This window comes from Dyadobacter jejuensis (assembly GCF_003149085.1).
GTDB classification, from domain to species: domain Bacteria; phylum Bacteroidota; class Bacteroidia; order Cytophagales; family Spirosomataceae; genus Dyadobacter; species Dyadobacter jejuensis.
The window spans coordinates 194,836-214,965 of the sequence record NZ_QGDT01000006.1; the positions used below are offsets into that span (position 1 = coordinate 194,836).

Sequence of the window (20,130 nt, forward strand, 5' to 3'; positions counted from 1 at the left end):
AAGTGATTGGCAAAATCACAAGGAAAAGACCTAACTGAAACTATAGGCTATTTTAACACGACTTCAACGGGTTCACTGGCATTTTGGGAGGTAAAAACCCCAAAGCCTCCATCAATATTGGAATAAACACGCACCGGACTCTGGAAATTAGGGATGATACCACCATCTACATTGAAGCCCCAATTCCTGTATTCCCTGTAGGTTTTCCAATACTTAAAATTTGACTCCTCCACGTTGATAACCCTGAGCGAAGCCTGCAGAGAGCCTGGAAAGTCTAAATCAGTGCTTGTAAGAAAGCTGATGCTATTTGCCCCATTCAATTGCTTATCCGAAGGTATATAGTCATAGGGGTCTCTTTCAAAATTCACACTAATATCAGGCCCAAAATAGTTGTATATAGAATCTCCAATATCGCTCGACCATACCCCTTCTACATCATAATAGGGATAGTCGATATCATTTTGCCACACCATTTTAAATACATTCCAACCATCTTTCACCTGACTAGTTACTACAGGTTTTTGGGGCTTGGGGGGTAAAACGGATTGGGCACTTACTGCCACTCCATCGGGAGTGGATACCCGAAGTTGAAAAACAGTACCGTCTGTGGCCGCCCCAAAAGGGTTCAAGGCCTTATAGGTTCGAAGAATGGGGTCAAAGATTAAGAATACTTCCTTTTTACCGTCGGATATAACGACCGTAGCATTTTTTTCTAGTACCGACACCCGCCCAGCCACATCCCCGTTCGACCGGGCACGATACACATAGGCCGTTAGGGTGGAGTCCTGAGGGGAAATAAAGCTCGTGACACAGAGCAGATTTTCGGCATCAATATTTTCAATGGAAACGCCAGGATCGCAAGAAGCCAATCCAAGGGCTATCATCAACAGGTATAAAAAAGATGCCAGACGACTCATGGACTCAAAATTTAAAATTATAGCTTACCGAAGGCACTACGGGGAACAGCGATTTCTTGGTCACCTTACCCAACTCTCCATTTTCGCCATCGAACCTAACCGTGCTGTAGCTTAAATAATAATAGGTCGGATTCTTTCGAAAATAGGCATTATACAGGCCAAACTCCCAGTACTGCTCCCCCCATTTTTTCTTTTTATGAAGTTGAATTCCCAGATCGAGCCGATGGTAGGCTTCTGCTTGATAGCTGTTGCGGGAACCAAAATATTCTGTCAACTGTAGGTCATTCCCCATATGGAAGCGATCGGGCTGCCCGTTATATCCATAGGAATAGCTCTGAGGTACGGTAAGGCGATTGCCCGAAAGAAATACCCAGTTGGCCGACAGCTTTACTCTTTCAGAAAGGGCATAACTGGATACCACACTGAGATCATGACGGCGGTCGAAGGTAGGGAAGAAGCGTTTCCCACTATTGATTTCCTCAAACTGATGGATGGTCCAGGAAAGGGTGTACCCCACCCATCCAGTAAGTTTTCCCTGCTCTTTTTTGAGTAAAAACTCGGTACCATAGGACCAGCCTTTACCCACGGTGATGTTGTCGGTCCAGGGCAAATCCTGTGGACCGTCGTCGAAGGAGATAAAGGAAGTCCCTTCTTTATAGGCCACAATATTGCGCATCCACTTTCTATACGTGTCTACATTTAATGTCAATCCCGATTCTTCAAATCGTTTTTGAATTCCAAAAGATATTTGATCGGACTGCTGGGCCGGACTTTGGTCGGTTACGGGAACATACAAATCGGTCGACAAGCCCAAACCGGTATTGGACAACAAATGGATGAACTGGTTGTTGCGGTTATAAGAAAGCGTAGCAAACCACCGCTTTGGTCCCTGGTATTGCAGAGAAAGCCGCGGCTCGGCAAATAAAAAGGATTTTTGGGCCGTGGCCAATCCCGACAGGCGGACTCCGACATTGGTTTTTAGTTTTGGCGACCATTGAATCTGATCTTCCAAATAAATACTGGCATCATGATTGACATACGATTCGGGAGCAGCATAACCCGTATTATTGACCTCATCACGGTAGGAATAATCCCTTGGACGGAAGGCATGCCGCGTCAGCTGAATCCCTGCCTGAAACTGGTGCTTATTGGATAGGTAATAATCAAAGTCAGACTTTAGACTATAATCGTTCAAACTGGACGAGAAGCTGGCTAAGTTCTGGGTAAGATCGTCCGTCTTTAAATAGTAATTACCTTCCTTCGTAAAAAACCGGTATTGTGTATAATATGCGGTGGTGTTGGCAAATAGTTTTTGACTGAATTGATGATTCCAACGTAAAGAAGTCGTAAAATTCCCCCATCCTAAATTTTGATCAATTTTACGCTGTGAAGTCGAACGGTTCACGGTTTCCTTCAACGATAAATGATCCTTTCCAAAATAAGCACTGGCATATAGCTTGTTTCGGTCATTGAGCTTCCAATTTAGCTTGGCATTCAAATCCTGAAAATAATATCCTGGCTTATAGTTGCCTTTCGTAAACGGCTTGGTCACCAGGTCCAGATACGACCTCCTACCCGAGACCATAAACGAAGCCTTGTCTTTCACGATGGGCCCATTGACCGACAAGCGCGAAGAAGTAAGTCCGATCCCCCCTTCCACATGTATTTTATCGGTGGCCCCCTCTTTCATTTGTAGGTCCAAAACCGAGGACAGCCGCCCTCCATAGCGTGCCGGAAAACGATCCTTGTAGAAAGTGACGGATTTTATGGCATCTACATTAAAGGCAGAGAACAACCCAAAAACATGATTGGGATTGTACACAGGAGCTTCATCCAATAGGATCAGGTTTTGATCGGCCCCACCCCCACGCACAAAATAAGAGGCGAAGCCTTCGGTACCCATTTTCACCCCAGGGAGTAATTGCAGGGTCTTTATAATATCCCGCTCTCCCAGCAAGGATGGGATATCTTTAATAACGGCAACGGGTATTTCTATAGGGCTTGCCACGGAAACGGCTTTGGTCTTCACCGTAAATTCCGCTAATTGATAGGCTTGTTCGGCCAAGAAAACAGGAATCGTTTGGTCCGAATCGGCCAGTATCGATTCATCTACCGAAGCATAACCAACGGCTGAAAATTGAAGTATCGCCGTTTTATGAATGGGGATTTCTAATGAATAAAATCCATAAGTATTAGAAACCGTCCCGGTATTACTACCCACAACGGTAACCGAAACACCCGAAATGGCTTCTTTACTGTGCTTTTCCTGCACATAACCGCTAATAATTACCGTTTGCTGTGCCCATGCAGATACACTGGCCAGTAGGCATACACCCAACATCCATAGTCGCAATCCTAAGTACTTCATCGATTAACTTCCGCTGTGTTCATAAATGTTTATATTAGATCCATTTAAGCAGTAAGAGGTTTTCCGTCTATTTTCTTTGGACTGTAATCCTTACCAATCCGCCATGATCCTGCATACTCGATTTCATGTCTCCTAATCATGTTTCCCTTTTTGCTATCCGACTATAATTCCCATTCAAAAGATGGATATCCTCTTGAATTTCCACCAAGGGAAATAGGATAACAGTTACATACTGGATCGCAATCTGGTAAAAAAAAAGGGGCTACAAAACATTTCATTGTAATCAAACCATAATTTTTCAACTGAATGTGTCCCTACCTTATTTTGGGATTAAATAATCATATTCTTAGAGCCTGTTAGAATGACCCCAAAGATGGGTGAAGAATATCCTGGAAACACGTTCACTATTCCACTCACTAGGGAGAACTCAGCCAACGGTCCTTAAAGTATGACTTTCGAGACAATACCCGACTCCTAGCCCAAAAGGGGCCATCAAGTAGCGTTCGGGCACTACCATTTCACATTAATGTCCTATTCTGGCCACTTCTAATGATGAGGGGCTGAATAGGCCCCGCCTACTTATTGTCTGCCAGTAGTATAGCCTGTCTGGGTATTATTCTGACTGGGCGATCCAGATTATGATTCTGTTACTTCAGATAAAAAAAATTGTAAAATACTCTAATTCAGCGAAAAAGTGCGTACATTTGCACTCTATTTGGCACAGAAAATAAGTGATTCTGATCCAGGACATTGGACTGGAGGGCTCGCTTTCCTTTTTGTGGTCATAAACAATTGATATATAAAACAATGCAAGCCATTCGTAACATCGCAATTATTGCGCACGTTGACCACGGAAAAACCACATTGGTTGACAAAATTATCCACGCTTCAAAGTTATTCCGGGACAACCAGGAATTTGACGACCTCATACTCGACAATAACGACTTAGAGAGAGAACGTGGAATTACCATTGTATCCAAGAACGTATCGGTTAGATATAAGGACATTAAAATCAACGTAATTGACACCCCAGGTCACGCCGACTTTGGTGGAGAAGTTGAGCGGGTTTTGAAGTTGGCCGACGGTGTATTGCTTTTGGTCGATGCTTTTGAGGGTCCTATGCCCCAAACGCGTTTCGTATTGGGCAAGGCCATCGAGCGTGGCTTGAAGCCTATCGTTGTAGTTAACAAGGTGGACAAGGAGAATTGTCGCCCTGAAGAAGTTCAGGAAAACGTTTTCGATTTGATGTTCAACTTAGGCGCTACCGAAGACCAACTAGACTTTGTAACAGTATACGGTTCGTCCAAACAAGGATGGATGGGCCCTGACTATAGTAAACCAACGGAAGACATCACCTTCCTACTGGATACCATTATTGAGCAGATCCCTGCTCCGGTGATTGACGAGGGTACTACCCAAATGCAGATCACCTCTTTGGACTATAATGCATTCGTAGGCCGTATCGCTATTGGCCGGGTGCGTCGTGGCGGGCTAAAAGAAGGTGCTACTATGACCCTTTGCAAAGCCGACGGAGTTAACAAAAAAGTAAAAATCAAAGAGCTTCAGATTTTTGAAGGTCTGGGACGTGTGAAAGTATCTGAGGTAGCTGCTGGAGATATCTGCGCCGTAACGGGTATTGAAGATTTCGAAATTGGTGACACCCTTGCCGACGCCGACAATCCTGAACCATTGGCACGTATCGCTGTAGATGAGCCTACGATGAACATGTTGTTTACGATCAACAACTCTCCTTTCTTTGGAAAAGAGGGTAAGTTCGTAACTTCTCGCCACCTTCGCGATCGTCTGATGAAGGAAACAGAGAAAAACCTTGCCCTTCGGGTAGAGCCCACCGATACGGAGGACAAATTCTTGGTATATGGCCGTGGTATCCTCCACTTGTCGGTATTGATCGAGACCATGCGTCGCGAAGGATACGAGCTTCAACTAGGACAACCACAGGTATTGTATAAGGAAGATGCCAATGGCCAACGCCTAGAGCCTATCGAAACATTGGTAGTGGATGTTCCCGAAACGACTGCCGGTAAGGTTATCGAACTAGCTACACAGCGTAAAGGAGAATTGTTGGTAATGGAGCCAAAAGGCGACCTTCAACACCTAGAATTCCTTATCCCTTCCCGTGGATTGATCGGTCTTCGTTCGAACGTATTGACCGCCACTCAAGGTGAAGCCGTAATGACCCACCGTTTCAAGTCATTTGAGCCTTTCCGTGGACCTATCCCAGGTCGTCAGAATGGATCGATTATCTCTAAAGGAACGGGTATGGCCACCGGTTATACCATCGACAAACTTCAGGATCGTGGCCGTTTCTTCGTAGAGCCCGGTGAGGAGATCTACGGTGGACAGGTAATTGGAGAGCATAACCGCCCCAACGATATCGTAGTAAACTTGCAAGAAGCCAAGAAATTGACCAACATGCGTGCGTCAGGATCGGATGACGGCCTTCGTATCGTTCCTAAGATCAACTTCTCTTTGGAAGAATCGATGGAATATATCCAGAAGGATGAATACCTGGAGGTTACGCCGAACAGCATGCGTATGCGGAAGATCTATCTAGAAGAAAACGATAGAAAACGTAACGCCAACAAAATGGAAATGGCTTAAGCTATCAATCCTATATAATAACAAAAAAGGAGCCTTATGGCTCCTTTTTTGTTATCCAACGATTTTGTCCTACAGCTGAGTTAGCAACAGATTTTTCCATTTTACCTTAATACCTCCTCCGTCATGGATTTGTAAGGCTATAGACCCGTCGGCAGCACCAATCTTGGCATCCTTAAAATCGACCATGGCATGGCCATTGAGCCAGGTCTGTACATGATCGTCGACCACCTTGATGCGCAAGGTATTCCATTCTCCCATTTTAAGATGGCCCTCTTCCGCCTCGTCGATCTGCACCAGCCATCCTCTACCGTACGATTCGTATACTCCGCCGGTATCATGATTGGGGGGAGCTACCTCTACCTGCCAGCCCGACACCTTGGTGCCCTCTACCGACGAACGGAAGAACACCCCACTATTGCCGTTGGCCTCTTGAAGAAACTGCACCGATAGATCGAAATTTTTAAAAGTTTTCTCCGTCTTCAAATAGCCATATTGTTTGTCGGGTCCACTCTCGCATACCAACAGGCCATCTTCTACATACCATTTTTCGGTTCCATGAACCTTCCACCCTTTCAAATTCTTCCCATTAAACAGTTTAATGGGCTTTTTGGCAACTTCTGGCTGCCCCTCAAATGCGGTAAAGGCGGAGGCTCCTAGGAGCAGAACCAAAGCCATCAACTTCGCAACCTGGTTTCTCAGAAACATAATTTTAGGATTTAGGATTAAAAAAATTAAACTTTGGAAAATCTGCTTACTATTATTCCGTTAGCAATACAGTATTAAACCAATTCGAAAACTATGAAAAAAAGCCGTGCAAAAACCCTTAAGGTTCTGTTTTATTTAGGGGCCTTTACCTTCTTGTTGTCTATTTCTGCCTGCCAGGAAAGCGATTCGGACGTCGTAAAACCCAAAACCATAGCAGAAATCATCAACCAGAGCAACGACTTTACCTTCTTACAAGAGATAATCGCCAGTGGTAAAATGGGTGACGCTTTACGCACAGAGAACCTTACCCTATTTGCACCCAACGATGCCGCCTTTAGGGCCTCTGGCATTCCCAGCGCCAGCGTTATCACGGCGCTGTCGGCCGATTCTGTGGTTTCCTTTATCAATTATCACCTCGTCAATAAGCGTTATGAATATGCCGATATCCCATCTGGCAACCTGAAGGCTCTTAATGGTTACAACATCCGCGTCACCAAGCAGGATACGATCGTCATCCTCAATAAAGCCGACGTAAGCCTTAAGAACGTCAACGCTGCCAATGGCATCGTTCATGTGATAGACCGCGTGCTGACCGACAAATAGCCACCTCCATAAAAAAACAAAGGCTTGACCACAAGAATGGTCAAGCCTTAAAATGTTGTCTCAGCAGGCATTAGAATTTCTCTAGATCGGCAAAGAAAAAGGAACCTTCGATCGCCGCATTTTCATCGGAGTCGGAACCATGAATAGCATTCGCCTGCACCGACTTGGCAAATTTTTTGCGGATGGTACCTTCGGCCGCTTGCTCAGGATTGGTAGCCCCTATCAAAGCCCTAAAGTCGGCCACAGCATTCTCCTTTTCAAGGATCATGGGAACGATAGCTCCCGAAGACATATATTGACATAGATCCCCATAAAAAGGGCGCTCCTGATGCACCGCATAAAACTGCCCCGCCCTATCGGCAGATAGTTGGGTTTTCTTGATAGCCACAATTCTAAATCCGGCCGCTTCGATCAGTTGAATAATAGCTCCCGTATGTCCGTCGGCAACGGCATCGGGCTTAATCATTGTAAAAGTTCTATTGGTAGTCATATTGCTGATTATTAATTTGAAACAAAAGTACACTTTTATGCCATAATTGGAAGCTGACGCAGGAATTGGAAGGGCTAAAAATAAAAACTTGGCATAAAGTCAGGGATTATCTATCATTTTAAAACAATTCTCAACACTTTTCGTAATTTTGTGCGCTTAAAGCTAATTTTTTGCATTTTCCCATTTGAATAGTCTACTGTGAATCAAACAATTGAAGAGCTTCTCGCTTTTCTTACCTCCCCTCAAAAGATCATCGTCACGATGCATAGGGATCCAGATGCCGACGCACTGGGCTCTTCCCTAGGCTGGGCGCGCTACCTTTCAGGAAAAGGTCATGAAGTAACAGTGATCAGCCCTACCGACTACAGTGCCAACTTAAAATGGCTCCCTGGAATGGACCAGGTGCTTGTATTCGAAAAACCGGGACAAAATTCTTTAAGCAAAAAAAAGATTAAAGAAGCTACACTAATCTGCTGCTTGGACTTCTCGGCCCTCTCTCGGCTAAAGGACCTGGGCAAGGTGGTAGAGCAAGCCGAGGCCATTAAAATGGTGATCGACCACCACTTAGGACCGGAAGATTTTGCCAAATGGATGATATGGGATACCGTAGCAGCGGCCACGGCTCAGCTGGTTTACGAAACCATTAAGACCATAGAAGTAGGCAAGGACACCACCGAAATCTTCGATTTGGATATGGCTGCCTGTCTATATGCCGGTATCATGACCGACACAGGCTCTTTCCGTCATTCCAACGTTACCCCTCAGGTGCATTTGGCCGTTGCCGACCTCATGCGCACGGGCCTCGACACCAGCCGGGTACATCGGCTGATCTACGACAGTGCTCCCCTCTCACGTTTGCAGTTTTTGGGTTATGTGCTGTCACAGAAACTGGTCGTTTTACCCGAATACCGCACCGCCTATATGGTACTGACCGAAGATGAACTCAACAAGTTCAACTCCAGCACGGGCGAAACCGAGGGGATCGTCAACTATGGCCTTCAAGTAGAGAATGTCGTGATGTCGGCCTTGTTTATCGAACGCAAGGGCGAGGTAAAAATATCTTTCCGCTCGGTGGGCACCTTCTCCGTACGGGATGTAGCCAGCACCTATTTTAATGGAGGTGGGCATAAGAATGCCTCTGGAGGTAAAACCGACGGTCCCGTTACCAATACCGTCGACCAATTTTTGAGCATATTGCCCGAATACCAGGAACAACTTTTAAGTGTAGAATAACCAAGAATTTAATTTCACATTATAAACAATACCATTTTAAACTTAGTCTGATGAATCTTAAAACAGTCGGTTATGCGATGGGCATAACTATCCTTGCAGCCGCTTGCAACAACTACCGCACGCAGGTCACCGATAGCGGTCTGAAATACCAAATCTTCGATCATAACGACGACGCACGTAAAGCCAAATTGGGCGACATTATGTCCTTTCATTTGGTACTAAAAAATGGTGCTGATTCGACGTTAAGAGACACTTATAAAGAAGGATCTCCTATGAAGATGGTATTGCAAGAGCCTCCTTTCAAAGGCAGCTTCGAAGAGGGACTTACCCTGTTGGCCGCCGGCGACAGCGCCCGTTTCTTGGTAAATGCCGATACCCTATTCGCCAAGATGCAACAACCCTTGCCTCCAATGATCGCCAAGGGAAGCGATATCAGCTTTACCGTAAAAATATTGGACGTACAAACTTCTGAAGAGTTCCAAAAAGGACAGACAGAGGCCGCAGCTAAGCAAAAAGAAGTAGATGCCAAAGTGATTGCCGACTATATGGCCAAAAATAACCTGACTGGCAAAGGAACCAAAACCGAATCGGGACTGGTATACATCGTAGAAAAGGCGGGGTCAGGAAAGTCGCCTGCCGCTGGCGACAAGGTACAGGTAAACTATGTAGGCAAGTTCCTAGACGGAAAAGAATTTGACAGCTCTAAAGGAACCCCTTTGGACTTGCAAGTAGGCGCCGGCATGGTGATCCCAGGATGGGAAGAAGGCATTATGTTGATGAAAAAGGGAGAGAAAGGCTTGTTGATCATCCCTTCGGGGCTTGCTTATGGCCCAGAGACTTATGGTCCTATCCCTGGCAACTCTGTATTGCAATTCGAGCTCGAATTGGTAGACTTCAGCAAAGGTGCTAAGCTACCGGCTCCGGCCTCCAAATAAAGATAACCCATACAAAAAAGCGGCTGCTTCTCTGGAAGTAGCCGCTTTTTTGTATGCACATTTTTCGCTAAACTGCATCTAAAACCTATTTTCCACTTACCATGAAACTTTGTTTTGCTACCAATAACCAGCATAAAATCCAGGAAATTTCAGCCTTATTAGGTCCTCACTTTAGCCTATCCTCCCTGGAGGCTATCGGCTGCCATACCGATATACCGGAGCCCTATGCTACCATCGCCGAAAACTCCCTAGGAAAAGCCCGTTATGTATGGGAACAGTTTGGGGTCAACTGCTTTGCCGACGACACCGGGCTCGAAGTATATGCCCTAGAGCGCGCCCCAGGCGTACTTTCGGCACGTTATGCTGGGCCTCAGCGCGACGCCCACGACAACATGGACCTGCTTCTGACCAACTTACAAGGCCATGCCAACCGCTCCGCACGATTCGTTACCATTATTACGCTGGTGATCGACGGCGTGTATCAGCAGTTTGAAGGGAGTGTAGAAGGGGAAATAATAACCGAAAAAAGAGGGAGCCAAGGCTTTGGTTACGACCCTATTTTTAGGGCTGAGGGCCAAACCAAAACCTTTGCAGAAATGACCATGGCCGAAAAAAACAACCTCAGCCATAGGGCGAGAGCCTTTGCCCAGTTGAATGCATACTTGCAGCAAGCCAAGTAAGTCGCGGGGCGGGGACGGTTTGGGGCCATTAAAAAAATTAGTACCGTTAAACATACTACTATGTCCAGTTTCAAACTAGAAGAATACCGGGTAGACGGCAAGGAGCCTTTCGAAATTAAAAAGGCAAAGACCCGTTTTAAGGATATTTACGACTCCAACGAAGAGTACGAAGCGATGCAGGCCGAAGCGGCCCAAGAGCTCGACGAGCTACAATCCATGATGTACGCCCATAATCGCTATGGGCTCCTGCTCGTATTTCAGGCCATGGATGCCGCCGGTAAGGACGGCACCATCAAGCACGTTATTTCGGGCGTAAACCCCGCTGGCGTATTTATACATAGCTTCAAAAGGCCCTCCGATAACGAGCTGGAACACGATTTCCTATGGCGTTCCAATATGGTATTACCCCAACGAGGTACCATCGGCATATTTAACCGTAGCTACTATGAAGAGGTGCTAGTGGTAAAGATAGAAGAGGCCATCGTCAACAACAGCCAGCGCATTCCCAAGGAGCTTACCGAGGACAGGAAACAGCTGTTTAAGCACCGCTACAAGGATATCCGCAATCTAGAGAAATACCTTCATAGGAATGGGATCAGAGTCGTGAAGTTCTTCTTGAACGTATCAAAAAAAGAGCAAGGTGAAAGGCTCATAGAACGTATCAAAGACCCATGCAAAAACTGGAAGTTTGAAGAGCAAGATGTGATGGTGCGCCAAAAATGGGATGAATATATGGAGGCTTATGAGGACTGCATCAATGCGACGGCCTCCGAAAAGGCCCCCTGGTATGTAGTGCCTGCCGACGATAAAAAGAATATGCGACTAACGGTAGCCAAGATCATTACAGAAGAGCTCAAAAGCTTAAAAATGCAATATCCGGAGGTCAACGAGCAGCGCTCAGAGGAACTCCGACGGTTTATCAAGATCATCGAGGACCAAAACAAGGATTAAAACCCGATAATATCCCAAAAAAAGCAGGCGACCGTGAATACACGACCGCCTGCTTTGGGATTCCACTAATACTGGGATGGGATTACTTAATTACAAAGTTGCCTCCCCCTATCTTATATCCTTCGGCGTAAAGTTCTACATTGTACTTACCAGGCTTAAATTTGCCGGTATTGTCGTAGAGCATTTCTACCTTCTGATTGTTGTTCTGATAAGCAATGGACTCTCTGGCGGTAAATTTGGCCTCTTTGCCATTTACTTCAAACTCTCCCGATCCCGTTGCATCGTCGGCTACTACCGCTCCGCTAGGGTCTAACAACCGCATATATATATCCTTAGGCTCTTGTACGGTGAGTGCATTTTCTGGCAGATTAAAGATCAGCTTAATTTTATCGACCTGATTGGCCCTGTAGGCGTCCTTGTCTTTTACCTTTCCGTTCGATTTGACCGTCAATACCTTCATGTTCTGAGCCTTCAGGGCGGCGGCTAGGCTCACTTTCTCGGCCAATACCTTATTTTCGGCTGTAAACGTCACCACCGAATCGGTAAGCTCGGTTTGTCTTTGTACCAATCTTTCTCTTTCACTAGAGAGGCTGGCTACATGAGTCCCCAAGGAGTCGTTGGTAGCTACCAAATGTTCATTTTCGGCTCTTAATTGAGCGATCGTCTCATCCTTCTCAGCCAAGAACTTTTCGTATTCCTTAATTTTGGCCAAATACTTATTCGTATCTACTCGATTGCTACGGCTAAAGGCTTTTTTATCTGCCTCCAGTTGCTCTTTTACCTTGGTCAATTCCGTCAAATCTCCTCCTAATCGCTCTATCTCGGCCATCTTACTGTCGAGAACCGTAGAAATCGAATCCAATTTGGTTTTTGTAGAAGCCAATTCACGTGCCTTCTCTACCACTAAGGTTTCCTGTTGGCTTAACTGTTGTTTTTGGGTGGTAAACAGATACCCAAACATGGCTGTAGCAATCCCGAGAACCACTACCAACCCCCAAGCCAAACTTTGTTTACTCTTTTGTTCTTGCTGCATTTTGTTGAAAATTTAAGTCTACTATGATTTAGTTTAATCGCTAAGTCGGTGTGCCAGGCTATGTAATTGGAACCGACACCTACCATAGTTATAATAATACCGTTCCCAACCCTGTGCCACCAAATAGAACGGCAGCCGGATCGAATACGATTATTTCGACAAAAAGAGAAAAAAGCCTCAATAGAATAAATTTGGAGCTATTCGGATAACCTTACCTCCTGGCTTACCCCTGGGGTACCGCTAGTAGAGAGCTGAAAATGTCCTTTAAAAATTGGGTAATCATTACCCAATTTATGGTATTTAGAAGCAGGTTTTCACCCTAGAACCCTAAGACAAAACTGGTTAGGAACTTATAAAAAAGAGCCATCGAACTCTATTCTTTTATAACAACAGCTACTGTAAATGGTCGCTTATCCATCCAGGCCAGGCGCTGATAACCTTCCACCGAATAGGAGGTGATATGCCCTTCATGAATGTTTATAGAGAAATCTCTGACAGAATCATACAATTTATTCGTAGAACGTATCGCTCCGGTAATTTCAATTGGTTTATGATTCAGCGAGTCGAAGCGGACCTGAAGCCTTTGTACCAGCAGGCTTTCGGAGGGTTTTAGGGAATAGACGAGTGTTAAAGAATCGGGTCTATCGGTCTGGTAACTATTTTTATAGGCTGGTTTGTTGATATCGGCTTTTTCAAACAAGCCTAGTTCCCGAGCCCAGTTCACCTCGGTGGTAGTGAGCGCCTCCACCTGTCCATCGAGGCTATTCTTTTTTTCGATAGTGGGCTTATGGAGGTCTAAATATGCTATTTCATCTTTTAAGAAACCTGCCAAGTCGAAGTATATTTTTTCGGTATTGCTGGCATCCTGCTGTCCCTGGCAGCCATACAATACGATCAAAACCAAGCCCAGTAGGGGCCAGTGACAAGCTTTTAAACGAGTGGATACGAATCCCATGATATACAGATAGGCTATAATAATAAAGAGAGTCGGTAGGAGGTTCTACCGCCTACCGACTCTACAAGCTGATGATTTACAACAAACTAGTACCCGTCATGTCTTGGGGTTTGGCTATGCCCATCAAGTCCAGAATAGTAGGGGCCACATCGGCCAGCTTGCCGTCCTGAATCGGCTGGCGGTACGTTGCATCAACCAATATACAAGGAACAAGGTTCAGAGAATGGGCGGTATTAGGGGTACCGTCGTCGTTAGACATATAGTCGGAATTGCCATGGTCGGCGATAATAATAGCCGAATAGCCATGCTCCAGCCCCGTGGTGACTACCTCTTTGACGCAGCTATCCACCGTTTCACAGGCTTTTACCGCCGCTTCAAACACACCAGTATGTCCTACCATATCGGGGTTTGCGAAGTTCAGACATACAAAATCGACCTCTTCCTTCTTCAGCTCGGGAACGATCGCATCCCTCAGGTCGAAGGCCGACATTTCGGGTTGCAAGTCGTAAGTGGCAACCTTAGGGGAAGGACACATAAGCCTACTTTCGCCTTCGAAAAGCTTTTCACGCCCCCCCGAAAAGAAGAATGTCACGTGGGGGTATTTTTCTGTTTCGGCGATCCGAATTTGTTTTTTCCCTGCCTTTTCCAATACCTCACCAAGGGTATTATTGAGGTTATCCTTATCGAAGATCACCTCTACGCCTTGGTAGGTGTCATCATAATTGGTCATGGTGATATAGCGCAAGTTAAGCTTGTGCATATTCTGTTCGTGGAAGTCCTGCTGGGTAAGTACTTCGGTAATCTCCCGGCCACGGTCGGTACGGAAGTTGAAGCATAGCACCACATCGCCTTCTTCGATCACCGCCACAGGGGAGCCGTCGGGATTGGTAGCGATAATAGGCTTGATAAACTCGTCGGTTACGCCCGCCTCATAGGATGCCTGTATGGCGTCCAGGAGCTCGGCTTTGGGTACCTGTTGTCCTTCGGCAAGCACCATGGCGTCGTAGGCCAGTTTTACCCTTTCCCAGCGTTTGTCGCGGTCCATGGCATAGTAGCGCCCTGTTACGCTGGCGATTTGTCCTGTGGTAGCCTCCATAGACGTTTGCAAGTCTTTCAGGAAGCCGAGGCCACTCTTAGGGTCGCAGTCGCGGCCATCGGTAAAGGCATGTACGAACACATCCTTGAGCTGTGCCTCAGCGGCAAACTTACAGAGTCCCTTCACATGATCGATATGGGAATGTACGCCTCCATCGGAGACTAGGCCAATAAAATGTACCTTTTTATTTTGGTCTTTGGCATAGGCAAAGGCATCCTTTAGGACTTTCTCTTGCCCCAGGGTACCCTCTTCAACGGCCAGGTTGATCTTCACCAGGTCCTGGTACACTACCCTACCGGCACCCAAATTGGTATGTCCCACTTCTGAGTTCCCCATTTGTCCATCGGGTAAGCCAACGGCCAATCCGCTCGCGGCAAGCTTGCTATGGGGATAGGTGGTAAGGATGCTATCATAAAAAGGGGTATTGGCGGCTACTACCGCCGAACGGTTTTCCTCGCCATTTTTGGCAATTCCCCAACCGTCCATGATAATTAAAATGACTTTCTTGCTCACTTTTTCCAAGGTTTTAAATGATGATATCTTAAGTATAATTACCCTATGTACCCGCTCCTAGGCGATCAGGGAGGGGTGTTGGGCCAACAAATGCTCCATAAAGGAAAGGGCACAGCGCGACACGATCCTATAGACCTCCTCAAAGGCCTCCTGCCCACTGTAGTATGGATCGGGCACGTCGGTTAGTTCTGGATGCTTAGGATCGAAAGTCCGAAATAATAGCACCTGAGACTCTGGCAGAACGGCACCGGTACGTTCCCGACAAAATTGCCTAATATTGACCTTATTACTGGCATCCATGGCTATAATATAGTCAAAATCGGAAAAATCGCTGGTTTGGATTTGGCGTGCCTGGTGGTTGAGGGTAATTCCATGTCTTTGTGCAATAAGGCGCATGCGGGTATCGGGGAGGCTTCCCTGATGATAACCTGCCGTGCCGGCCGAATCGCAGCTTACACGTTCTTGAAGACCTTTATCGTGGATGAGGGTACTGAAAACGCCCTCAGCGATGGGAGAGCGACAAATATTACCGAGGCAAACGAATAAGACTCGTATCAAGGCGAAAATTCTTTAAAGTGATTACGGCAGCCTAGCCGGCTCCATCGGAATGCAGCAGGCCTCGCTGCTACTCGCTGGTGGTACTTTCTAGGGGCTGATTATTTTCATCCACTATCACGTACACATCCTCATTGGGCTTACGCATCATAAATTTTTCGCGGGCCCATTTTTCCAACATCTTAGGATTCCCAAACACCTCGTTTCTTTCCCGCTTCACTTGCTTGATTTTTTCCTGTAAAATCGCACGCTCCTTTTCTAGCTCCATCATTTTAACTTTGTTGGAGAGCACCACCGATATGTTATTATTGTCGAGGAAAAATATCCAAGCCAACCAAAACACGAACGTGGCAGGGTAAAAGCTTCTCAGCAAGCGAGGCCAGGTGAAGGTTTTCGGGTTCGAATGGGACATGGTATCATGAAGAAAAACCGGGGCTCAACACCCCGGTTTTAATATATTGGTCTATTAGAACTTCAATCCAGGGAAGTATGCGTTTTCGCCTAGCTCCTCTTCGATGCGCAATAGCTGATTGTACTTGGCCATACGGTCGGAACGGGAAGCCGATCCAGTTTTGATTTGACCCGTGTTCATCGCTACGGCTAAGTCAGCGATGGTAGCATCTTCCGTTTCACCGGAGCGGTGCGACATAATGCTCTTATATTTGTTACGCTTCGCAAGGTTTACAGCATCGTAAGTCTCAGTCAAAGAACCAATCTGATTCACTTTGATCAGGATCGCATTGGCGATAGAAGAGTCGATACCTTGAGTCAGACGGTTTACGTTGGTTACGAACAAATCGTCACCTACCAGCTGGCATTTGCTACCAACGGCTTCGGTAAGGGCCTTCCAGCCATCCCAGTCGTCTTCGTCCATACCGTCTTCAATAGAGATGATGGGGTACTTAGCCACCCACTGAGCCCAGTAGTCCGACATTTCGGCAGAGGTAAGCTTGCGACCATCCGATTTTTTGAAGTGGTACAATCCATCTTCATAGAACTCAGATACCGCCGCATCCATCGCGATAAATATATCTTCACCTGGCTTATAGCCTGCTTTTTCGATCGCTTGCAATACCACTTCGATAGCCTCTTCGTTGGACTTGATGTTAGGGGCAAATCCACCTTCATCTCCTACGTTGGTAGAGTATCCTTTGCTTTTCAATACGGTCTTCAAGGTATGGAATACCTCAACCCCCATGCGCAATGACTCCGAGAAGGTGTCGGCCTTGGCAGGCATAATCATAAACTCTTGGAAATCGATGGAGTTATCGGCATGGCTACCTCCGTTAAGGATGTTCATCATCGGAACGGGCAGGGTGTTGGCGTTGGTACCTCCTACGTAGCGGTACAAGGGTAGGCCTGCTTCTTGTGCAGCCGCTTTGGCAGCCGCCAAAGAAACCCCAAGGATGGCGTTAGCACCCAATTTGCTCTTGTTAGGAGTTCCGTCCAATTCCAACATGATCTTGTCGATCAGGTTTTGCTCGAATACAGAGTGGCCTATTAGTTCAGGATAGATGATTTCGTTTACATTTTCTACCGCCTTTAAAACCCCTTTACCCACATATACTTGCTTGTCGTCGTCCCGTAGTTCTACGGCTTCGTGTTTACCGGTAGAAGCTCCAGAAGGAACGGCAGCACGTCCTAGATAACCATTTTCGGTACGTATATCTACTTCTACTGTTGGGTTGCCTCTTGAATCAAGAATTTGTCTTGCATGTACTGACTGAATCGTACTCATTTGCAGCTTGGGTTTTGATTGTAAATGGATAAAATATGGGTAAAAATAACACAAAAAAATCGTTAGGATTACAGCTTGCGTTATTTTAGCGTAAATTTACAAAACTATCTAATTAATCTATAGCTATGAAAGCAGCCAGAGCACTTTTAATATTACTATGTCTCGCCACCATTTCGTGCCAATCTCAAAATCAATCCCAGGACCAACTTAACGCCAAGGAATTCGAGGAGAAATTGGCTAGCACCCCCGACGCTCAATTGTTGGACGTACGTACCCCGGCCGAATACCAGGATGGGCACTTGCACCAGGCCCTGAACGTTGATTATAAAAACGAGGCCTTTACCGACCAAATCAAGGCTCTAGACAAGGACAAGCCCGTATTTGTGTATTGCCTAGCTGGGTCGCGTAGTGCAGGCGCCGCCAAGATATTGTCAGAAAACGGGTTTAAGAAAATTTACGACCTCAAGGGAGGGTATCTGAAATGGACCTCCGCAGGAAATCCAATCGATGAACCGGCCCAGGCAGGAGCTAAGCCAAAAGGAATGTCGGCCGACGACTTTCAGCAAATGGTACAGGCGGAGCCGGTCGTGATGATCGACTTTAACGCCCCCTGGTGTGCGCCCTGCGTTAAAATGCTTCCCATCATCCACCAGTTAGAAAAAGAATATGCTGGCAAAGCGAAGGTAGTAGCCATCAATTACGACGAAAACAAATCCCTGGCTAAAGATTTAGGCATCGATGAAATACCAGCCTTTTTGATGTATAAAAATGGGAAGTTGGTAGAACGCAAAAATGGGCTGATCGAAGAAAAAGAATTCCGGACTTGGTTGGACGCCCAGTTATAATACGCAATTCCTATCAAAAAAAGCGTACGGCCAGGTTGTTCCTCGCCGTACGCTTTTTTTGTGGAATACTTCATAGATTGGATTATGCATCCCATTCCTGGTTTTCAGTTCCGAGTATAGAGCAAATCGAAGTACTTCATATTCCAAAATGGGATAAAAGACTTCCATAGATCTTTGCTTTCGATGACTCCAAGTTTAACAAGCCGCTTGGCTGAAATATAGGGGTGATACAAGAAGGCATAAATTACCAGGCCCAAAGTAAAGATGGTTGAATTTATTAAGCCCATGCGTACCATTAAAACCAATGTCATCATTGGCCAAGCAATCATCATTAAAAACACCAACAAATAGTTCCTTTTCATATTATATGTGGTTTATATTTTTTAACAGTTCTTCGCGGCACAAACCGCCGCAAAAGCCACCATCGTCTGTGGGAAAAATGCTGTTTCAACTGATACAGCAACGGACCACCACCCATGGTTAGAATAAACATCAGAAATACAATTCATTGTTTCCTGACCGCATCCACTAATCCTAGCTTTTGAATCCTTGGCAATTATACTAGAAAATTTACCTGCAACTTTATCGTTTGAAAAAATAAAGTTACTTTCATCACCACTAGCAAGAGATAGCAGACTAAGTTGGCGCCTATCAATTACCTCCACCAACGAAGCATTGAACAAATCTCCGGAATCATCCACAAATATTGTAAGTATTAATTGAAGATTCATATCTGACAAATCATTTTTGCAACGGAATGAAAATGCTTTATTTGCTGACCATTCAGTTGATGAAATATCTAACTGGTCAAAATCAAAATCATTGACTCCCAGTCTAATGCCATATCTTTCAAGGCTAATGGCCTCTAATAATTCTTCATGCAAAGAAAAGATATTGTACAATTTTTCTCTATTAGAAATTTTGTCTGCTTTAACAACCTTAAAACCATCCCCTTCTACAACTAGAGTGGTAGATAGCAATTCATTATTTGGCTCAACAGATGGACTTTCCTTTTCAAGATAACACAAATACGCTTAAAATAAGTAATCACTTTTTCATACTTTTACAAAAGTTTTGATTGTGAGAATAATTATAACTAACAAATGCCCCGCCTTCGGTCTAGTAAACTATGGTGGGGTTTTGTTTTACAAATCTATAATAAATTCACCTATCCCCTTCTGACATATGTCAGAAAGTGAATCCACATAAGTCAGAAAATCACTTCCTCTGATTACGTATTCTGCTTAAGGTACTCGGGGTAATATTGAGGTAGGAGGCTTGAATATTAACGGATATTCTGCCGGTAATTCCTGGATACTGTTTTTCAAAAAATGCCAACCGATCGGCCGCCGAACGTAATCCGCACATCCTTACACGCATGTCCATTAGTTCAAAAGTGCTTTCATGGGTAAGGTGCCCCATTTCAGGATATAATTCTGATAAGGCTTTATAGTTCTGATAGGATAGTTGGTAGAGGGTAGAGGGTTCCAATGTTTCGATATAGTAATGGCCCGGCTTCTGATACAAAAAGCTACTAATATCGGTCAAAAAACCAAAAGCAGGAATAATCCAGGTGGTAATTTCGGCAGGCTGGGCGTTCTGTTCTAACACTTTGATCAAAGTCAAATCCTGCTCTAAATAATAAGCTCGAAGTATTCCCACATCAACAAACCAAAGATTACTGGCGATATCCCCTGCGGATAACAATAGTTTCCCGGCTGGGACATTTACCTTTGTAAAAAACGGAATAGCCGCTTCAAAATTCTCTGGAGCTATACCAGCAAATTCAGCAAGACCATTTATAAATTTCTCCATTAAAAAGACTTTGGGTATACCAATATAAAAAAATCGACCTCAATAGTTAATTTAAAGCTACTTAAATTAACTGCAT

Annotated in this window: 20 protein-coding genes; 7 read left to right on the forward strand and 13 right to left on the reverse strand. The window is 45.3% G+C overall.

Going from position 1 to position 20,130, the window contains the following annotated elements; translation table 11 throughout:
* Window positions 1-47 precede the first annotated feature (47 nt).
* Window positions 48-917, reverse strand: coding sequence for a DUF4249 family protein (locus CLV98_RS13350; protein ID WP_109674833.1), 870 nt, complete (start codon window positions 915-917; stop codon window positions 48-50).
* Window positions 918-921: 4 nt separating this feature from the next.
* The gene (locus CLV98_RS13355; protein ID WP_229203367.1) at window positions 922-3,285 is read right to left on the reverse strand and encodes a TonB-dependent receptor; all 2,364 of its coding nucleotides are present in this window, start codon (window positions 3,283-3,285) and stop codon (window positions 922-924) included.
* Window positions 3,286-4,092: 807 nt separating this feature from the next.
* On the opposite strand from CLV98_RS13355, the gene typA reads away from it, so the two are divergent.
* On the forward strand, window positions 4,093-5,907 hold the full coding sequence (gene typA, locus CLV98_RS13360; protein ID WP_109674834.1) for a translational GTPase TypA: 1,815 nt from the start codon (window positions 4,093-4,095) through the stop codon (window positions 5,905-5,907).
* A 69-nt stretch (window positions 5,908-5,976) separates the two neighbouring features.
* Here typA and CLV98_RS13365 read toward each other — a convergent pair whose 3' ends face one another.
* Entirely contained in the window at window positions 5,977-6,612 is a 636-nt protein-coding gene (locus tag CLV98_RS13365) for a 3-keto-disaccharide hydrolase (RefSeq protein WP_109674835.1), read from the reverse strand.
* Window positions 6,613-6,705: 93 nt separating this feature from the next.
* On the opposite strand from CLV98_RS13365, the gene CLV98_RS13370 reads away from it, so the two are divergent.
* Window positions 6,706-7,215 (forward strand): fasciclin domain-containing protein, encoded by a 510-nt coding sequence (locus CLV98_RS13370; RefSeq protein WP_109674836.1) that lies wholly within the window; start codon window positions 6,706-6,708, stop codon window positions 7,213-7,215.
* A 70-nt stretch (window positions 7,216-7,285) separates the two neighbouring features.
* Here CLV98_RS13370 and CLV98_RS13375 read toward each other — a convergent pair whose 3' ends face one another.
* On the reverse strand, window positions 7,286-7,705 hold the full coding sequence (locus CLV98_RS13375; RefSeq protein WP_109674837.1) for a nucleoside-diphosphate kinase: 420 nt from the start codon (window positions 7,703-7,705) through the stop codon (window positions 7,286-7,288).
* A 198-nt stretch (window positions 7,706-7,903) separates the two neighbouring features.
* Here CLV98_RS13375 and CLV98_RS13380 point away from each other — a divergent pair, with 198 nt between their 5' ends.
* The 4 genes from CLV98_RS13380 (at window position 7,904) to CLV98_RS13395 (ending at window position 11,504) form a co-directional block, all read left to right on the forward strand.
* A complete protein-coding gene (locus tag CLV98_RS13380; protein WP_109674838.1) occupies window positions 7,904-8,938 on the forward strand; it encodes a DHH family phosphoesterase in 1,035 nt (344 codons plus the stop codon).
* A gap of 50 nt (window positions 8,939-8,988) precedes the next feature.
* Window positions 8,989-9,873 (forward strand): FKBP-type peptidyl-prolyl cis-trans isomerase, encoded by an 885-nt coding sequence (locus tag CLV98_RS13385; RefSeq protein WP_109674839.1) that lies wholly within the window; start codon window positions 8,989-8,991, stop codon window positions 9,871-9,873.
* A 101-nt stretch (window positions 9,874-9,974) separates the two neighbouring features.
* Window positions 9,975-10,553, forward strand: coding sequence for an RdgB/HAM1 family non-canonical purine NTP pyrophosphatase (gene rdgB / locus CLV98_RS13390; RefSeq protein ID WP_109674840.1), 579 nt, complete (start codon window positions 9,975-9,977; stop codon window positions 10,551-10,553).
* Window positions 10,554-10,613: 60 nt separating this feature from the next.
* Window positions 10,614-11,504 carry a polyphosphate kinase 2 family protein gene (locus CLV98_RS13395; RefSeq protein WP_109674841.1) on the forward strand — a complete coding sequence of 297 codons (891 nt, stop codon included), beginning with the start codon at window positions 10,614-10,616 and terminating at the stop codon, window positions 11,502-11,504.
* Between the two features lie 82 nt (window positions 11,505-11,586).
* On the opposite strand, the gene CLV98_RS13400 is transcribed toward CLV98_RS13395, so the two are convergent.
* The 6 genes from CLV98_RS13400 to eno form a co-directional block, all read right to left on the reverse strand.
* A complete protein-coding gene (locus CLV98_RS13400) occupies window positions 11,587-12,537 on the reverse strand; it encodes a DUF8428 domain-containing protein (RefSeq protein WP_109674842.1) in 951 nt (316 codons plus the stop codon).
* Between the two features lie 373 nt (window positions 12,538-12,910).
* The gene (locus CLV98_RS13405; RefSeq protein ID WP_109674843.1) at window positions 12,911-13,492 is read right to left on the reverse strand and encodes a hypothetical protein; all 582 of its coding nucleotides are present in this window, start codon (window positions 13,490-13,492) and stop codon (window positions 12,911-12,913) included.
* A gap of 76 nt (window positions 13,493-13,568) precedes the next feature.
* Window positions 13,569-15,101 carry a 2,3-bisphosphoglycerate-independent phosphoglycerate mutase gene (gpmI, locus tag CLV98_RS13410; RefSeq protein ID WP_109674936.1) on the reverse strand — a complete coding sequence of 511 codons (1,533 nt, stop codon included), beginning with the start codon at window positions 15,099-15,101 and terminating at the stop codon, window positions 13,569-13,571.
* 57 nt (window positions 15,102-15,158) lie between these two features.
* On the reverse strand, window positions 15,159-15,659 hold the full coding sequence (locus CLV98_RS13415; RefSeq protein ID WP_109674844.1) for a low molecular weight protein-tyrosine-phosphatase: 501 nt from the start codon (window positions 15,657-15,659) through the stop codon (window positions 15,159-15,161).
* 67 nt (window positions 15,660-15,726) lie between these two features.
* Window positions 15,727-16,068 (reverse strand): FtsB family cell division protein, encoded by a 342-nt coding sequence (locus CLV98_RS13420; protein WP_109674845.1) that lies wholly within the window; start codon window positions 16,066-16,068, stop codon window positions 15,727-15,729.
* A gap of 54 nt (window positions 16,069-16,122) precedes the next feature.
* Window positions 16,123-17,394, reverse strand: a complete 1,272-nt coding sequence (gene eno, locus CLV98_RS13425) for a phosphopyruvate hydratase (RefSeq protein ID WP_109674846.1) — start codon at window positions 17,392-17,394, stop codon at window positions 16,123-16,125.
* A gap of 125 nt (window positions 17,395-17,519) precedes the next feature.
* Here eno and CLV98_RS13430 point away from each other — a divergent pair, with 125 nt between their 5' ends.
* Window positions 17,520-18,239 (forward strand): thioredoxin domain-containing protein, encoded by a 720-nt coding sequence (locus tag CLV98_RS13430; RefSeq protein WP_109674847.1) that lies wholly within the window; start codon window positions 17,520-17,522, stop codon window positions 18,237-18,239.
* A 104-nt stretch (window positions 18,240-18,343) separates the two neighbouring features.
* Here the strand turns inward: CLV98_RS13430 and CLV98_RS13435 are convergent, their stop codons facing one another.
* The 3 genes from CLV98_RS13435 to CLV98_RS13445 form a co-directional block, all read right to left on the reverse strand.
* The gene (locus tag CLV98_RS13435) at window positions 18,344-18,601 is read right to left on the reverse strand and encodes a hypothetical protein (protein ID WP_109674848.1); all 258 of its coding nucleotides are present in this window, start codon (window positions 18,599-18,601) and stop codon (window positions 18,344-18,346) included.
* A 21-nt stretch (window positions 18,602-18,622) separates the two neighbouring features.
* Entirely contained in the window at window positions 18,623-19,267 is a 645-nt protein-coding gene (locus tag CLV98_RS13440; protein WP_109674849.1) for a hypothetical protein, read from the reverse strand.
* 190 nt (window positions 19,268-19,457) lie between these two features.
* On the reverse strand, window positions 19,458-20,054 hold the full coding sequence (locus CLV98_RS13445) for a Crp/Fnr family transcriptional regulator (RefSeq protein ID WP_109674850.1): 597 nt from the start codon (window positions 20,052-20,054) through the stop codon (window positions 19,458-19,460).
* Window positions 20,055-20,130 lie beyond the last annotated feature (76 nt).

Bases quoted from the DNA above. Each gene is read 5' to 3' on its own strand.
- CLV98_RS13395 (WP_109674841.1), top strand. From the start codon at position 10,614: ATGTCCAGTTTCAAACTAGAAGAATACCGGGTAGACGGCAAGGAGCCT.
- CLV98_RS13445 (WP_109674850.1), bottom strand. From the start codon at position 20,054: ATGGAGAAATTTATAAATGGTCTTGCTGAATTTGCTGGTATAGCTCCA.
- CLV98_RS13365 (WP_109674835.1), bottom strand. From the start codon at position 6,612: ATGTTTCTGAGAAACCAGGTTGCGAAGTTGATGGCTTTGGTTCTGCTC.
- CLV98_RS13355 (WP_229203367.1), bottom strand. From the start codon at position 3,285: ATGAAGTACTTAGGATTGCGACTATGGATGTTGGGTGTATGCCTACTG.
- CLV98_RS13350 (WP_109674833.1), bottom strand. From the start codon at position 917: ATGAGTCGTCTGGCATCTTTTTTATACCTGTTGATGATAGCCCTTGGA.
- CLV98_RS13430 (WP_109674847.1), top strand. From the start codon at position 17,520: ATGAAAGCAGCCAGAGCACTTTTAATATTACTATGTCTCGCCACCATT.
- CLV98_RS13420 (WP_109674845.1), bottom strand. From the start codon at position 16,068: ATGTCCCATTCGAACCCGAAAACCTTCACCTGGCCTCGCTTGCTGAGA.
- CLV98_RS13435 (WP_109674848.1), bottom strand. From the start codon at position 18,601: ATGAAAAGGAACTATTTGTTGGTGTTTTTAATGATGATTGCTTGGCCA.
- CLV98_RS13400 (WP_109674842.1), bottom strand. From the start codon at position 12,537: ATGCAGCAAGAACAAAAGAGTAAACAAAGTTTGGCTTGGGGGTTGGTA.
- CLV98_RS13370 (WP_109674836.1), top strand. From the start codon at position 6,706: ATGAAAAAAAGCCGTGCAAAAACCCTTAAGGTTCTGTTTTATTTAGGG.
- eno (WP_109674846.1), bottom strand. From the start codon at position 17,394: ATGAGTACGATTCAGTCAGTACATGCAAGACAAATTCTTGATTCAAGA.
- rdgB (WP_109674840.1), top strand. From the start codon at position 9,975: ATGAAACTTTGTTTTGCTACCAATAACCAGCATAAAATCCAGGAAATT.
- typA (WP_109674834.1), top strand. From the start codon at position 4,093: ATGCAAGCCATTCGTAACATCGCAATTATTGCGCACGTTGACCACGGA.
- CLV98_RS13375 (WP_109674837.1), bottom strand. From the start codon at position 7,705: ATGACTACCAATAGAACTTTTACAATGATTAAGCCCGATGCCGTTGCC.
- CLV98_RS13405 (WP_109674843.1), bottom strand. From the start codon at position 13,492: ATGGGATTCGTATCCACTCGTTTAAAAGCTTGTCACTGGCCCCTACTG.
- CLV98_RS13385 (WP_109674839.1), top strand. From the start codon at position 8,989: ATGAATCTTAAAACAGTCGGTTATGCGATGGGCATAACTATCCTTGCA.